This is a genomic window from Actinoplanes sp. CA-131856 (genome assembly GCF_050956135.1).
GTDB lineage: Bacteria > Actinomycetota > Actinomycetes > Mycobacteriales > Micromonosporaceae > Actinoplanes.
Genome location: NZ_CP191849.1, coordinates 8,368,874 through 8,384,289, shown reverse-complemented (window position 1 = coordinate 8,384,289; position 15,416 = coordinate 8,368,874). Strand labels below are relative to the sequence as shown.

Below are 15,416 nucleotides of genomic sequence, written 5' to 3'. Positions count from 1 at the left end.
CGTCTGAGAGGGCGCCGATAACACAAAATCGGCGCCCTTCTCATTCTGTGGTGTTGATAGTGGACAACGCCACTTCCCTGGTGCGCAGAATTTGCAGGGCCAATTGCCGGGTCTGACCTTCGATCCCGGATTTGCTCTCGCTGCGGGCCAGGTTCTGGCTTTGCACCAGATGTTCCTTGATGCGCTTGGTGACGGTCTCGTCGAAGGCCGGGCCCGCGAGCTTGGACGCCTCGGTGACCTGCTCCGGCGTGACCATGCCCGGCATCGGCATGCCCTCGTGCGGGTTCTCGGCGGGCAGCCCGGCCCGGGTGTGCAGCTGCCGCAGCGTGCCCAGCTCGGCCTGCGTGAACGCCTTGACCTGCGTGGTCAGGGCCAGGGTGTCGGGGTCGGTGGTGCGTTTCGGCGGCAGCTCGAGCAGGGGGAGCAGCTGCTCGTCCATCGCGATGTTGATCTCGATCCAGGCCAGGTCGGTGCCGCCGAACGAGGCCTGGGGCGGGGCGCTGGGGGCGGGGGTCTCAGCGGCGTCTCCCGTCGCGGAACAGCCGGCCAGGGCGAGGGTGGTGGCCAGAAGGAGACGGGGAATCGCTTTCACGTTCGCGATTCTGGCGTTTTGTGGGGCGGTATGTCAATGAGTCGATATTAACGATAGAGAACGATCGAGACCCCGCCCTAACCGTGGAAAACGGCGCGGGCGGGGTCTGTCGCTTGCGGGTCAGTAGACGCCGAGCTCCCATAGTGAATAGCCATAGGTGGTGGCCCGGGCGGTTCCGGTCACCCGGACGTAGCGGCCCGAGCCGTTGACCGTCAGGTCGTCGAAACCGCCGTCGCCGCTGCTGGTGGCGTAGATCTGGGTCCAGGCGGCGCCGTCGTTCGAGGTCTCCACCCGATAGCCGGTGGCGTAGGCGGCCTCCCAGGCCAGCTGGAGGCGGCGTACAGGCTGAACCGAACCCAGATCGACCTGCAACCAGGCCGAGCCGACCCACTCGCTCGCCCATCGCGTTCCGTAGTCGCCGTCGACGGCGTACGACGGCAGCTGCGGTCCGTTCGTCCCGGTGGGCTGATAGCTGGAGGCGGTGGTGGGTTTGCCGCGGGCCAGGTTGGTTCCCGGGATGACCGGGGGAACGACGCGGACCGACTTCTGTTCGATGCCGACGTTGCCGTGGCCGTCGAAGGCGTACACATAAATCTTCCAAACGCCCAGCTTGTCGGGGGCTTTGGCGGTGAAGGCGCCGGGCGCGGTCTCGGTGAAGGTGACGTTGGCCAGGCCGGTGGCGCCGGTGATGTGCTTCTCGGAGTACATGAGGTTGTAGCGGATCAGGTCGCCCTGCGGGTCGGTGGTGTTGACCGCGACCGACAGGTTCCCGCCGGCCGGGACCGACGTCGGCACCGTCATCGAGGTGATCTCGGGTGGCGTGTTGGCCGGCGCCTGACCGGTGTACGCGCGCTGCAGCGAGTAGTAGCCGTGCCGGCGCCAGCCGCCGGTGAACGTGTTGAGCCAGACGCCGCCGAAGTCGTTCTCGAGGCCGTAGTGGAACTCGGTGGCGCCGAGAGCGACGGTCGGATGGGCGTTTATCGCGTTCCAGCTGTTCGTGTAGCCGTCACGTTTCTGCAGGTCGGTGGGCTCGGTGGGCACGCCGTTGACGTCGTTCGGCACCTCCCACTCGCCGGCCGGGCCGGCCTCGGTGACGATGTACGGCTTGGTGTAGCCACCGGCGACCCAGTCGTTGTAGACGTTGCCGATCGCGCCGTACGAGTTCACGGCGAGCAGGTCGAGGTCGGGCGCGTACTGCTTGTAGTAGGGCCAGGCCCCGGTGTACGCGTCGGTCGAGGTGACCGGGTGGTTCGGGTCGGCGGCGTGGATGGCCTGCGCGACCTGGTTGACGAACTTGGCGTAGCCGACACGGCGGGCCTCGACCTCGGCCGCCGGCAGGCCGTGATCCTGCATGGTCAGGATGACCTCGTTGCCGACGTCCCACATCAGGACGCCCGGGTGGTTCTTCAGGGTGTTGACCCGGTTCACGATCTCGGTCTTGACCGAGTTCATGTACGCGGTGTCGTTGACGTAGTCGGCGCCCTGGTTCAGCCAGTGCCCGACGATCACCTTGATGCCCTGACGGGCGGCCCGGTCGAACAGCGTGGGCGTGTTGGCGTCGTCGATTCCCCATGTACGGATCGTGTTGACCCCCATGTTCCGCAGGTCACGCATGTAGCCGTCGGCGGCCGCCTGCGGTGGCCCGTACGTCAGGCCCTTGACCTGGAAGTTGGATCCGTTGACCTGGAGGCGCCAGTTGCCCTGGGTGCCGGTGACCTTGACGACGGACGGGCCGGCGGGCGGCGCGGGGTCGGTCATCGGGGTGGGTGTGGTGCCGGTGGCGCGGGCCACGCTGACCGAGTCGACGCTGAGGACGCCGCCCGAGGTCGTGTCGGCGGTGGGGGTGGTGCGGCCGGCGATCGCGTTCGGCAGCGATCCGCCGATGGCCAGGTCGAGGCGCAGGAAGAAGCCATGGTGGACGGCGGCCTGCCACGCCGCGACGCCGGTCTGCGACTCGCGGACCACCCAGGTCTGGCGGCCGTCCAGGTAGAACCGGATCTCCTCGTCGGTCTTGGTGCGGTCGATGACCTGCGAGTACTCGTGATATCCGGTCTGGCAGCCGGTGCAGGAGGCGAGGCCCGAGGACCGGCCGGTGTACTCGGCGCAGGGGCCGTCCGGCGCCGTGCCGCAGTGCAGGGTCTGCGCGAGCTGACTACGCCCGTTGACGTCGGTCATGATGTCGGTCTCGCCCACCTGGGGCCAGTTGTTGTAGTTGCCGCGGTACGCCGCGCCGGTGGCCCGGAAGCCCGGCCAGTAACCGAGAGCGTTGGCGACATCCGGTTGCTTGATCACCGCGGAGAATCGGGTCAACTGCCCGGGGAGCGGCTCGAAGTCGGTGCGCTGCGTCTCGATGCGCCCGGAGGTCCAGTTGCCGGCGCCGTCGCGGACCGCGCGGATGGCGAGCTTGCCGGCCCCGTCGAGCGTGACGTTCGAGGTGGTGGCGGTCTCGACCGATCCGGTGCCCCAGTTGGCGGCGCCGCCGGGATAGGAGGTGCCGGTGCGGACGAGCCAGTTGCCGGTGTTCAGGGCGGTGCCGTCGAACGAGTCCGACCAGATCGTGGTGAAGGCGTCGGTGGGCGGCGGGGTGGTGCCGGTGGTGCCATACACCTTGAACTCCCACAGGGAGTAGCCGTAGCCGCCGTTACGAGCGGTGCCGTAGAGACGCACGTAGCGGCCGGTGCCACTGACGGTGAGGTTCTCGGTGCCGCCGGCGCCCTGCGTGGTGCCGTAGATCTTGGTCCAGGTGGTGCCGTCGGCCGAGGTCTGGATCTCGTACGCCCGGCCGAAGGCGGCCTCCCACTGAAGCGTCACCGAGGTGATCGTGGCGGTGGCGCCGAGATCGACGCGCAGCCACTGCGGATCGGCGAACTGGCTCGACCAGCGCGTGCCGGCGTTGCCGTCGGTGGCGTTGGCGGCCGCGGTGTCACCGGTCTCCTGGGTGGAGGCGGTGGTGGGGCGGCCCTGGGAGAGGAGGGTGTCGGCCGCTCGGGCCGGGCTCTGCGTCACGGTGAGAAAGGCCGCGACCAGGGATAGGAGGACGAGGGGAATGGTCTTGTGAGTGCGCAAGGGGACTCCTGGGGATGGGAAAGCGCTCTCCAACGGTGCCCGAAGTGTTGCCCCGAGCTTTCACGCGTGTCAATGCTTCGCGATGGTTCCGGACCGCGGATCCCGATCGTGGGAGAGCGCTTTCCGGCATTGTTGGACCGGTAGGATCCCGCCGTGCTTTCGTGGAATCGGCTGCTGAAGCGGCTGGAGTCGCCGAAACCGGCAACCCGGGCGGCGGCGATCCGCGCCGCGTGCGACCGCTGCGACACCGACCGAACCGCCCCGGCCTGGCTGGCACCGTTGATCGGCGACGCGCTCGCCGACCCCGACCCCGGCGTGCGGGAGGCGGCGCTGACCGCGCTGACTCACCTCGGCGAGGCTTCCCGCCCGTTCACGCCGCTCTTCCGCCGCTTGGCCGCGGGCGCGCCGCTGCCTTCAACCGCGGCGGGCGGGCCGCTGACGAGGGACGCGGCGGGTGCGGCGCTTCTTGCGGACGCGGCGGGTGGGTCGCTGACGAGGGACGGGGTGGGTTCTGCGCTGTTTACAAACGCGGGTGGGCCGCAGGTGAGGGAAGCGGCGGGTGCGGCGCTTCTTGCGGACGCGGCGGATGCGCCGCCGTTTACAAACGCGGCGGGTAGGGCGCTGTCGAAGGGCGCCGCGGGCGAGTCGCCGGCGGGTGGCGTGGTGGGGAACGCGCTGGTGGGCGACGTGGCTGGTGCTGGCAGCGGTGAGTTCGAGCCTGAGGGTTGGGGTGGGCCGAGCGTTGCCGACCGGGCGATCGGGGCGCTGCAGCACCTGGGCGATCCGGCCTGGGTGGACGTGTTGTGCGATGCCAGGGCCGCGGGGCGGACGCTGCCGGGGATCGGGGCCGAGGCGCGGCTGACGCCGGAGGTGTTTGCGGCGGTACGGAGGAGGCTCGGCGCCGAACCCGGGACAGTGGGCCTGCTCGCGGGATGGCTGGAGCGTTGGGCCGGTCCGGAGTGGGCGCTCGAACGGCGGTGGGGCGCGGACCTCACCTCGGCAGTGCCCGAGTTGATCGCCGCCCGGCGGCACGATCCGGAAGCGGTGGCCGGCGCGCTCCTGGCGATCGGCCACGACGATCCCGCCGGGCTGCCCTATCTGATCGAGCGGGTCGAACGGCTCTACGACCTGCCCGCGGCGGTGGCGATCTGGCGGATGACCGGCGACGCTCACCCCACCCACGAGCTGCTGCGGGCCTTCCTCCGCCGCGCCCGGGAGTTCCCGAGAACCGGCGCCCGCGTCATCGACCAGCTCGGCCCCGCCCTGGCCCCACTCGAAGAAACCGCGCGTGCGCTAATCGGTCGGAGCGCCCCGGCCGGGAGCGCCCCGGCGGGGAGCGGCCCGGTTGGGAGCGGCCTGGTTGGGGGCGGCCTGGTTGGGAGCGGCCTGGTTGGGGGCGGCCTGGTTGGGGGCGGCCTGGTTGGGAGCGGCCAGGTTGGGAGCGGCCTGGTTGGGAGCGGCCCGGTTGGGAGCTCCCCGGCGGGGAGCGGCCCGGTTGGGAGCGCCCCGGCTGGGAACGCCCCACCTGAGAGCGCCCCGGCTCGGAACGCCCAAGTGCTCGCCGCGCGCATCCTTGCCGTTCTGGGGGATCGCGCCTCTGCGGCCGCCGCCCTGCGAGTCGTTCTGCAAGCCGGCGGCGCGCCGGCCGGGCACGCCGCGCAGGTGGCCGGTGACTTCCGGTTGGAGCTGAAGCCGGAGCTCCGGGCCCTGCTCGCCGACTTTCTCAACGAGGACGCGGCGGCCGAGGCCCTGGCCCGGCTCGGTGAGCCCGCCGGCGAAACGCCCGGCGGGCCGCTCGATGAGGCGCTCGATCTCGCGGTGATCGTCGAGCTGCGGCGTGCCGGCGCTGTTCCTCTGCTCGAGCGGCTCGCCGGCCAGGACGAACGGCTTCCCGTCTTCGGGCGGACCGTGGCCGGGACGATCTGGAGCGACGAGCTTCAGCGGGACCGGATCCGTGCGGTTGTGCGCGAGCTCCGGTCGTACGGCGAAATGGGTCTATTGGAGAAAGGCGCCCAAAGGTGAGAGCAGCAGCCGGTTGAGGTCGGTGGCGACCCGGTCGAGGCCGGCCCGTTCCTTGTCGAGGGCGCCCATGTCGTTGCGCAGGCCCCAGAGCTTCTGCGCGTTGCGCCAAGCGACATTCCGGGTGTATTCGACCGCCTCGCCCTGCCACCAGTCGTCCAGGCAGCCGTTCATCATGTCGATCAGCAGCTGCCATTTCTCCAGATATCCGCGGCGCAGGCCGGGGATCGAGTCGGCGAAGATCTCGTTGATGACCAGGTAGTCGTGGTGCTGGTCGCTGTCGTCGACCGGCTCGGCGCCGATGTGGTCGAACGTGGTCACCAGCGCGAACGGCAGGTCGTAGTTGATGTGCGCGTTCACCCCGGCGCAGGCCGACGGCAGCGGGCGGCAGTCCGGACCGGGAATGCGCGCGAACAGGCTCGACCACACCTGCGGGCAGCGTGGGCTCATGTCCGAGCCGGCCCAGGCGCGCAGCGCGTCGAAGTAGCGCGCGGCGAACTCGACGTCCAGCCGGGACAGGAACGCGGGATCTTTGAACTCGCCGTCGTAGAGCTTCTCGAGAACGCCCTCGGTGATCGTCAGATAGAGCTTGTTGAAGTCACAGAGAGGGTTCTCCATCAGCAACGGGGGCACCCGCGTCAAGATGTCCTGCAGCTTGGTCAGCTGGTCGACAACGGCGGGCACGTCGTCGGGGTATCCCTGCAGGAGATCGTTCATCTCCCGCTGCACGGGTCCCCAGACCGACTGTGTCATCGGTTCCTCCACGGCGATATCGGCGGAGGGCCCCCAGCACCATCCCGGTGGCGGTGGCCACCGGGATGGTGCTCCCCCGTGCGGACAGCCTTTCACCGGCTACCTACGGAGGGATCTGTAGAACTACCTATTCGCGCGCGCTTTATAACGGAAAGGTCACGCCGCGGTCAGATAGACCCGGCTTGCCTGTACGCGCGTACGCACCTGGAGCTTGTCGAAGATGTGCCCGACGTGCACGCCGACCGTGCGCTCGCTGATGAACAGCCGCTCGCCGATCTCGCGGTTGGTCAGGCCCTCGGCCAGCGCGGCCAGCACCTCACGCTCGCGCTGGGTGAGGGCGCCCAGCTCGTCGCCCGGATCGGGCTCGGGCGGGGGCATGGGCACGGTATCGGCGTCGTCGGCCAGGGCCACCCGGTAGCGCTGGGCCACCGAGACGATCTCGGCCGCGAACGGGCGGGCGCCCATCGCGATCGCCGTGGCGTACGCCTCGCGCAGTGGGGTGACCGCGGTGGCCCGCTTCACCTTGCGCTGGAGGATGGCCTCGGCCTGGCGCAGCCGGGCGTAGGCGGCCGGGTACGGCTGCTGGCGCTTGTCCCAGGCGCCGGCCGCGCGCGCCCACGGCGTGGGATCGGGGCGGCCCTCGACCCGGCTGATCTCGGCGTTGCAGAGGTCGATGTAAGCGTCGACGACGGCCCTGACCTGCACCGCGGCGTTGCTGGCGCCGGCCGCCATGCGGTCGACGGACGACTTGAGCCGGCGCAGCGCCAGCGGGTCGACCTGGTCGCCGGCCGCGTGCGCCTCGGCCTCGGCCCGCAGGCCGTGCCAGGCCAGGATGCCGATCAGCACCAGGTCGTCGGAGCGGGTCTCGAGCAGGCCGCGCTGCACGGCGGCGCGCGCCTCGGGCCAGCGGGACAGCCACATCGCGTTGCCGGCGCGCAGCGTCAGCATGGGCAGCACGTGCCGGGCGCCGCCACCGGCCAGCAGGGTGGCGACCGCGTCGAGGTCGCGGTGGGCCTGCTCGGCGTCGCCGAAACCCACCCAGAGCCGGCAGCGCGACAGCAGCAGCTCGACCGCCTCGGCCCCGGACGGGCGGTGGCGCATCGCGGTGTCGAGCACGGCGTCGGCCTCGGCCCACTGGCCGACCCGGAACAGGCCGTTGGCCGCGATCGCGAGCAGGCGCGAGGCGTAGGTCCGGCTGGCCTTCTCGGCGCCGCGACGGGCGACCAGCACGCCCTCCTCGATGCTGTTGAGCGGGCCGGCCAGCAGCTCGGCCAGGTGAAGGTAGGCCACGCCGATCTCGTCGGGGTGGCCGCTGCGCTCGGCGATCTCGACCGCCTGCCGCAGCACGGCCAGGCCGGCCGCCGGATCTTCCCGGAAGGCGGCGCTGTAGCCGAGGGCGGCGCTGGCCCGCACCAGGTCGGCGCTCGTGGCGCCGGACATCTCGAGGGCCTCGCGGGCGCGCTCGTTGGCGTCGGCGTAACGGCCCAGGTGGACCAGGAGCTCGGCCAGCTGCGCGGCGGCCGACGCGCGCTGGGCCGGGTTGCAGTCGGGCGCCTCGAGCGCGTGCACGTATTCAGCCTCGGCCAGCGCCGAGCGGCCGGCCGCGGTCAGGTAGCGGGCGCGGCGAAGATGCAGGTCACAGGCGCTCGGGGCGTCGCTGCGGGCGGCCAGGTCGTCGAGGCGGGCCAGGGCGCGCTGGTGCTCGCCGCAGCGGTGGGCCGACTCGGCCGCGTGGGCCAGCAGCTCGGTCCGCTCGGGTGCGTCGCCCGTGGTCAGGTCGAGCGCTGTCGACCAGTAGCGATGGGCCTCGGTGAAGCCGTAGAGCGCCTCGGCGTCGCGGGCCGCGGCCACCACCGACGGCAGGGCCCGGGCCGGCTCGCCGGCGCGCTGCCAGTGGTGGGCCAGGCGGGCGTGGTCGGGCTCGGCGGCGCCGGACTCCAGGGCCTCGGCGTACCGGCGGTGCAGGGCGGTGGCCTCGGCCGGCAGCACCTCGTCGGCCAGGATCTCGGAGACCAGGCGGTGGCGCAGGCGGTAGCCGTCCTGCTGGCTGATCACGAAACGGTGGGACACGGCGGCCCGGACCGCCTCGATCAGCTGGTCCTCGGGCAGCGGCACGATCCGGGCCAGCACCTCGTGGCCGACCGGCTCGACGCCGGCCGCCACGGCGCGGACCACCGCATAGGCCGCCGGGGGCAGCTCGTCGACGCGGGACAGGAAGATCTCGCGCAGCGTGTCGGAGAGCTCGACCCGGCCGTCGCGCAGGTCACGGGCCAGTTCCTCGGCCACGAACGGGTTGCCGCCGGACCGCTTGTATACGCGCTCGGCGTCCTCGGGGTCGACCGTGTCGCCGGCGATCGCGGTCACCAGCTCGACGGTCTGCTCGCGGTCGAGCGGGGCCAGGTCGACCACCCGCACCGACCGCAGGCGGCGCAGCTCGGCCAGGACCTTGCGCAGCGGGTGGGCGCCGTGCAGCGCCTCGGCCCGCACGGCGGCCAGCACCGCCAGCGGCACGTCGCCGAGGCCGGCCAGCAGGTAGAGCAGCAGCTGGCGGGTGCTGCGGTCGGCCCACTGGAGATCGTCGAGGACCAGTAGCAGGCGGCGGCCCCCGGCCACCTCGCGCAGCGCCTGGGACACCCGGTCGAGCAGGTCACCGGCGTCGGCGGGCTGGACATTGTGGTCGAACTGCCGCAAGGCCTGAAGAACCGGATGCAACGGGGACGCGTCACCGATGTCGAGGCAGGTTCCGGACAGCACGGCGAAGTCCGCGTCGCGCATCGCCGCGGCGGTCTCGCGCAGCAGCCGGCTCTTGCCGACGCCACTCTCCCCGGTGAGGAACACCGCTGAGGTGCCACCCGGGCCCGCGTTGCGCAGATCGGACTGGATCTGGGTCAGCGTGCCGGTACGCCCGACAAGCGGCCCGTCCTCCTCGCTGGCCATGCAGGGCAGCCTAGTGCGAATCGACCTAGCACGTTGTCGGCGGTTCGGTCTGTTCTGCGTCACATAAGCGACGGGGTCGTGAAGTGTCAGAGATACGTCGTTCTGCAGATCCGCGAGTGGACGGCGGCTGGCACCGTTCTCCCGGGGCACAGCAAGGAACTGGGGGAGCGTGAGACATGACCGCAATCGCTATGGCGGAGCAGGAGCGGCGTCAGACCGTGTCCGTCCTCTTCATCGACATCGTGGGCTTCACCTCGTTGATCGACGACCTGGACTGCGCGGTGGTCCGTGCGTTGCAGCGCGACTACTTCGGGATCGTCAGTGAAGTGGTCCGCTCCGGCGGAGGAGTGGTGGAGAAATACGTGGGGGACGCGGTCATGGCGGTGTTCGGCACCGACGAGACCGGGTTCGGCCCGGAGGCGGCCGCCGCGGCGGTACGGGTGGGCCTGTCGGTCCAGGAGGCGTTGAGGGGGCAGCTCCTGGCCGGCAGGTTCGCTGTGCGGACGCGGGTGGGCATCGCCACCGGTGACGTGATCGTGGACGTCGCGGCGACCCGCGACTTCGGGCACGGCATGATCAGCGGCAGTGTGGTGAGCACGGCCGCCCGGTTGCAGGCGTACGCGCCGCACGACACTGTGGTGGTGTGCTCGTCGACCCGCGCGGCGTCCGACGAGCTCATCGCGTACCAGGAGCTGCCGCCCGTCCGGGTGGCCGGCAAGCCGTACCCGCTGGACCTGTTCCGCGCCTTGGAGCCGCAAGGGGTGCTCTGCGTGGCGTAGGTCACCCCGCGTTACCTTTGTCGGTATCGTCCGGTTCTTCGGTGGGCCGGTACCGGCTCGGTTGGCGGGAAGTGTCGGAGGCTCCCGGTAGGCTCGCCGCGACCTGACCACCCACCAAGGCCGATCGGGAGTGCCACCTCGTGACCGCGGAGATCCTGTACGGGGCCGATGACCTCACGCACCTGGAGGGGCTAGACGCCGTCCGGAAGCGACCGGGCATGTACATCGGCTCCACCGACAGCCGGGGCGTCAACCACCTCGCCAACGAGATCATCGACAACTGTACGGACGAGGGCGTGGCCGGCCATGCCACCAAAGTGGCCGTCACGCTCTATGCCGACGGCTCGGTGCAGGTCGAGGACGACGGCCGGGGCATCCCGACCGACGTCAACGCCAAGTCCGGGCTCAACGGCGTCGAGCTCGTGCTGACCCGGCTGCACGCCGGCGGCAAGTTCGGCGGCGCCGGCTACAAGACCTCCGGCGGCCTGCACGGCGTCGGCGCGTCAGCGGTCAACGCGCTCTCGCTGCGCTACGACGTGCAGGTCAAGCGGGACGGCAAGGTCCACGAGATCTCGTTCCAGCGCGGCGTGCCCGGCTCGTTCGACGGGCCCGGCCCGCAGGCCAAGTTCCACCCCGAGTCGGGCCTGCGCATCGTCCGGCGGATGAAGCGCGGCGAGCCCAGCGGCACGACCACCCGTTACTGGTACGACGCCCGCTACTTCGAGGCCGGGGCCAAGCTCGACGCCGACGTGGTCCGGGCCAAGCTGCGCAACACGGCGTTCCTCGTCCCCGGCGTGATGTACACGTTGCGCGACGAGACGGGCGAGGAGCCGGCGACCGAGACGTTCCACTTCCCGCGCGGGCTCACCGACATGGTCGAGTTCCTCACCCACGCGGGCGACAAGCCGGTCTCGGGCATGCTCCTGGTCAACGGCGAGGGGACGTACAAGGAGAACGCGGCCGACGCCAACGGCGTCATGCAGTCGAACGTCGTGCGCCGGGCCGAGATCGAGATCGCCTTCCGCTGGGGCACGGGGTACGACCGCACGGTCGAGTGCTTCACCAACACGATCCGCAACATGCACGGCGGCACCCACCGCAAGGGCTTCGAGCGGGCCCTGGTCCGCGCCCTGGGCGAGGCCATCCGCAACACCCGCGGCCTGCTCAAGCCCAAGGAGGAGGTGCCGGTCCTCGACGACATCCTCGAGGGCATGACGGCGGTCATCCACGTGCGGGTGCCCGAGCCGCAGTTCACCTCGCAGACCAAGGACGAGCTGTCCACGGCCGGCGTCACCCGCGTGCTCCAGGGCCTGGTCGAGGCCCATCTCAAGGAGTGGATCGACGGCCGCAAGACCAAGGCCGAGGCCCGCACGGTCCTGCAGAAGGTCGTCGACGCGGCCCGGGTGCGCCTGACCCAGAAACAGCAGAAGGACGCGGCCCGGCGCAAGACCGCCCTCGAGGGCGCGTCCATGCCGCCCAAGCTGGTCGACTGCCGGGCCACCGGCATCGCCCGCAGCGAGCTCTACATCGTCGAGGGTGACAGCGCGCTCGGCACGGCCCGCATGGCCCGCAGCTCCGAATACCAGGCGCTGCTGCCGATCCGCGGCAAGATCCTGAACGTCCAGAAGGCGTCGCTCCAGCAGGTGCTCGACAACGCCGAGTGCTCGGCCATCGTGCAGGTGCTGGGCGCCGGCTCGGGGCGCACGTTCGAGATGAGCGCCATGCGCTACGGCCGCGTCATGATCATGGCGGACGCCGACGTCGACGGCTCGCACATCCGGACGCTGCTGATCACCCTGTTCGCGAAATACATGCGCCCGGTGATCGAGCAGGGCCGGCTGTTCGCCGCCATGCCCCCGCTGCACAAGGTCGTCACCAAGGGCCGCAACTCCGAGACGATCTTCACGTACACGCAGCAGGAGATGGAGACCACCGTCGCCCGCATCGAGCGCGGCGGCGGCGCGGTGCAGAAACCGGTTCCCCGGTTCAAGGGTCTCGGCGAGATGGACGCCGACGAGCTCTGGGACACCACGATGAACCCGGCCACCCGCACCGTCCGCCGCATCACGCTCGACGACGCCGAGCGGGCCGAGGCCACCCTCGAGCTGCTGATGGGCGAGCGGGTCGAGCCCCGGAAGAACTGGTTGATCGAGGCCAGCGGCCGGATCGACGAAGAGACGATTGACGCCTGAGAGGTCGCTGTTTCATGGCACGCCGTAAGAACACTGACAACCGCGTCGATCTGTCCGCCTTCGACCAGGCCGGCGCTCGCGTCATCGACAATCCGCTCACGACCGAGGTCGAGGACTCCTACCTGGAGTACGCCTACTCGGTCATCCACTCGCGGGCGCTGCCGGACGCCCGCGACGGCCTCAAGCCGGTCCACCGCCGCATCCTGTGGTCGATGTCCGAGCAGGGACACCGCCCCGACCGGGGGTACGTCAAGTCGGCCCGCGTCGTCGGCGACGTGATGGGTAAGTACCACCCGCACGGTGACGTCGCGATCTACGACGCCCTGGTCCGGCTGGCCCAGGACTTCTCGCTCAACGCGCCGCTGATCGACGGGCACGGCAACTTCGGCTCGCCCGACGACGGCCCGGCCGCGTCGCGTTACACCGAGGCCCGCATGTCGCGCGAGGCGATGCTGCTGGTCGGTGAGATCGGCGAGGGCACCGTCGACTTCAAGCCGACGTACGACGGCAGCGACGTCGAGCCCAAGGTGCTGCCCGCCGCGTTCCCCAACCTGCTGGTCAACGGCACGTCCGGCATCGCGGTCGGCATGGCCACGAACATGATCCCGCACAACCTGGGCGAGGTCGTCGGCGCGGCCCGCCACCTGATCACCCACCCGGACGCCGACCTCGACGAGCTGATGCGCTTCGTGCCCGGGCCCGACCTGCCCACCGGCGGTCAGCTGCTCGGGCTCGACGAGGTGCGCCGGGCCTACGAGACGGGCCGCGGCGTGGTGCGCATGCGGGCCAAGGCGCAGACCGGGCTGCTCGAGGGCGGCCGCGGCCGGCAGGCCATCACGGTCACCGAGCTGCCGTACGGCGTCGGCACCGAGAAGATCATCGAGGCCATCACCGACGAGGTGAAGGGCAAGATGATCACCTCGGGTCCCAAGCGCGGCCAGCGCCAGGCGGCCCGCCTCCAGGGCATCGCCGACGTCAAGGACCTCACCGACCGCGAGCACGGCACCCGGCTGGTGATCGAGTGCAAGGTCGGCGTCAATCCGCAGGCACTGCTGGCCGACCTCTACCGGCTGACGCCGCTCGAGTCGTCGTTCGGCATCAACAACCTGGTGCTGGTCGACGGCCAGCCGCAGACGCTGGGCCTCAAGGCGCTGCTCGAGGTCTTCGTGCAGCACCGCTACGACGTGGTCACCCGCCGCACGACCTATCGCCGCACCAAGCGCCAGGACCGGCTCCACCTGGTCGACGGCCTGCTCATCGCCCTGATCGACATCGACCGGGTGGTGGCCATCATCCGGGGCAGCGACGACGCGGCCTCGGCCAAGGCGTCGCTGATGAGCGAGTTCTCGCTCTCCGACATCCAGGCGACGTACATCCTGGACACCCCGCTGCGGCGGCTCACCCGCTTCGACCGCATCGAGCTCGAGACCGAGCAGGAGAAGTTGCGGGCCGAGATCGCCGAGCTGTCCCGCATCCTCGACAACGAGGACGTGCTGAAGCAGGTCGTCTCCGACGAGCTGGCCGAGGTGACCAGCGCGTTCGGCGCGCCCCGGCGCACCACGCTGATCGGCGGTGACCTCAAGGAGGTGCTGGCCGCGTCGGTGCCGGCCGGTCCGCTCGAGGTCGCCGACGACCCGTGCCAGGTGATCCTGTCGGCCACCGGGCTGATCGCGCGGACCGCGGCCGAGAGCGAGGAGGCCACTGAGGGCCGCCGTCGTTCGGGCCGGGTCAAACACGATGCCGTACGGGCCCTGGTGCACTCGACCGCACGCGGGCGCATCCTGCTGATCACCAGCCGGGGCCGCGCTTTCAAGACCGACGTGCTGCCGCTGCCGGTGCTGCCCGAGCAGGTCGGCACGGTCTCCCTGCGCGGCGGCGTGTCGGCGTCCGAGCTGGTCCCGCTGGAGAAGGGCGAACGGGTGGTCGGCCTGGCGCCCCTGGTGGGCGACGGCATCGGCATCGCCATGGGCACCCGGCAGGGCGTGGTCAAGGTGGCCGCTCCCGAGTGGCCGGTGCGCTCCGACGAGTTCGAGGTGATGACCCTCAAGGAGGGCGACGAGATCCTCCAGGCCACCTGGATCACCGACCCGGCCGTGTGGCTGACCTTCGTCACCTCGGACGCGTCACTGCTGAAGTTCCAGGCCAAGAACGTACGACCCCAGGGCCTCAAGGGCGGCGGCATGGCCGGCATCACGGTGTCGTCCGGGGCCGAGGTCATCGGGTTCAACGCCGTGTCCACCACCGACGACGTCCACGGCGAGCCGATGGTCGTCACCTCGACGGGAACACAGGTCAAGGTCAGCCCGTTCGCGTCGTACCCGGGCAAGGGCCGGGCCACCGGCGGCGTGCGGGTGCAGCGCTTCCTCAAGGGCGAGACCCGGCTCGAGGTGGCCTGGGCCGGCCCGCGCCCGGTCGGCGCCAGCAAGACCGGCGACCCGATCGAGCTGCCCGAACCGGACGCGCGCCGCGACGGCTCGGGCGAGGCCGTGCTGATGGGTCCGCAGATCATCGGCCACCTGATCGAGCGGGGCTAGCTTCCGGGCAGCCGGCGCCGCCCGGCGAAACCGAGATCACCGCGGTGGTACCAGGTGATCCCGGTTTCGCCCTCGAGCCAGCACAGGTCGACCGGCACCCCGTCGAGGTCGGACGGGAAGTCGACCAGCAGCGGGGCCAGGCTCTTGAGCACGGCCCCGGTCTGCTGGATCTCGGTCATCAGGTCGTCGAGCCGGGCGGTGGCCGCCTTCCACTCCGGCAGGCCGCGCCCGCCGGCGTTGACGACCGCGCCCACCTCGGCGGCGTCGGCGCGCACAGTGACGATCTCGTCGAGGACGGGGCGCAGCCGGTCGAGCTCCGCGCGCGCCTCGGCCAAGGTGAAAAGACCCATGGCGACAAGCATGACGTATCGGCACAGGCCCACCGGCACGGTCCTCACCTGCGGCAGCGTCACCCGGGTCCTCGGGCACGCGATCGAGGGCTACACCGGGTCACCGAGGCCCTGACCGTGGGCGCCACCGACCGCACCGACACGCCGCCGTCGTCGACAACGCCACCACGGGCGTGGTCAAGAGCCCCGGCTCC

At 70.9% G+C, this 15,416-nt stretch carries 9 protein-coding genes; 4 read left to right on the top strand and 5 right to left on the bottom strand.

Annotated features, from left to right (window positions below; all coding sequences use genetic code 11):
* Window positions 1-40: 40 nt before the first annotated feature.
* Together ACQP2X_RS38440 and ACQP2X_RS38435 are read right to left on the bottom strand one after the other, a co-directional pair.
* On the bottom strand, window positions 41-592 hold the full coding sequence (locus tag ACQP2X_RS38440; RefSeq protein ID WP_498690365.1) for a DUF305 domain-containing protein: 552 nt from the start codon (window positions 590-592) through the stop codon (window positions 41-43).
* A 120-nt stretch (window positions 593-712) separates the two neighbouring features.
* The gene (locus ACQP2X_RS38435; RefSeq protein WP_498690362.1) at window positions 713-3,658 is read right to left on the bottom strand and encodes a discoidin domain-containing protein; all 2,946 of its coding nucleotides are present in this window, start codon (window positions 3,656-3,658) and stop codon (window positions 713-715) included.
* 153 nt (window positions 3,659-3,811) lie between these two features.
* Between ACQP2X_RS38435 and ACQP2X_RS38430 the strand changes: the two genes are divergently transcribed.
* A complete protein-coding gene (locus ACQP2X_RS38430; protein WP_498690361.1) occupies window positions 3,812-5,680 on the top strand; it encodes a HEAT repeat domain-containing protein in 1,869 nt (622 codons plus the stop codon).
* Here ACQP2X_RS38430 and ACQP2X_RS38425 read toward each other — a convergent pair.
* Entirely contained in the window at window positions 5,654-6,430 is a 777-nt protein-coding gene (locus ACQP2X_RS38425; RefSeq protein WP_498690359.1) for a DUF5995 family protein, read from the bottom strand. The genes ACQP2X_RS38430 and ACQP2X_RS38425 overlap by 27 nt on opposite strands.
* 156 nt (window positions 6,431-6,586) lie before the next feature.
* Window positions 6,587-9,367 carry a helix-turn-helix transcriptional regulator gene (locus ACQP2X_RS38420; RefSeq protein WP_498690357.1) on the bottom strand — a complete coding sequence of 927 codons (2,781 nt, stop codon included), beginning with the start codon at window positions 9,365-9,367 and terminating at the stop codon, window positions 6,587-6,589.
* Between the two features lie 176 nt (window positions 9,368-9,543).
* Here ACQP2X_RS38420 and ACQP2X_RS38415 point away from each other — a divergent pair, with 176 nt between their 5' ends.
* The 3 genes from ACQP2X_RS38415 (at window position 9,544) to ACQP2X_RS38405 (ending at window position 14,872) form a co-directional block, all read left to right on the top strand.
* Window positions 9,544-10,146 (top strand): adenylate/guanylate cyclase domain-containing protein, encoded by a 603-nt coding sequence (locus ACQP2X_RS38415; protein WP_498690355.1) that lies wholly within the window; start codon window positions 9,544-9,546, stop codon window positions 10,144-10,146.
* Window positions 10,147-10,286: 140 nt separating this feature from the next.
* Window positions 10,287-12,338: a DNA gyrase/topoisomerase IV subunit B gene (locus tag ACQP2X_RS38410; RefSeq protein WP_498690353.1), complete on the top strand. Its 2,052-nt coding sequence runs from the start codon at window positions 10,287-10,289 to the stop codon at window positions 12,336-12,338.
* A 14-nt stretch (window positions 12,339-12,352) separates the two neighbouring features.
* Window positions 12,353-14,872, top strand: a complete 2,520-nt coding sequence (locus tag ACQP2X_RS38405; RefSeq protein WP_498690352.1) for a DNA topoisomerase IV subunit A — start codon at window positions 12,353-12,355, stop codon at window positions 14,870-14,872.
* On the opposite strand, the gene ACQP2X_RS38400 is transcribed toward ACQP2X_RS38405, so the two are convergent.
* Complete coding sequence (locus ACQP2X_RS38400; RefSeq protein WP_498690350.1) at window positions 14,869-15,222, bottom strand: DUF2203 domain-containing protein; 354 nt, start codon at window positions 15,220-15,222, stop codon at window positions 14,869-14,871. The two genes, ACQP2X_RS38405 and ACQP2X_RS38400, sit on opposite strands and share 4 nt — an antisense overlap.
* Window positions 15,223-15,416 lie beyond the last annotated feature (194 nt).

What these genes read in the sequence shown, in the direction of transcription:
- ACQP2X_RS38425 (WP_498690359.1), bottom strand. Translation starts at nt 6,430, where the DNA reads ATGACACAGTCGGTCTGGGGACCCGTGCAGCGGGAGATGAACGATCTC.
- ACQP2X_RS38420 (WP_498690357.1), bottom strand. Translation starts at nt 9,367, where the DNA reads ATGGCCAGCGAGGAGGACGGGCCGCTTGTCGGGCGTACCGGCACGCTG.
- ACQP2X_RS38415 (WP_498690355.1), top strand. Translation starts at nt 9,544, where the DNA reads ATGACCGCAATCGCTATGGCGGAGCAGGAGCGGCGTCAGACCGTGTCC.
- ACQP2X_RS38405 (WP_498690352.1), top strand. Translation starts at nt 12,353, where the DNA reads ATGGCACGCCGTAAGAACACTGACAACCGCGTCGATCTGTCCGCCTTC.
- ACQP2X_RS38400 (WP_498690350.1), bottom strand. Translation starts at nt 15,222, where the DNA reads ATGGGTCTTTTCACCTTGGCCGAGGCGCGCGCGGAGCTCGACCGGCTG.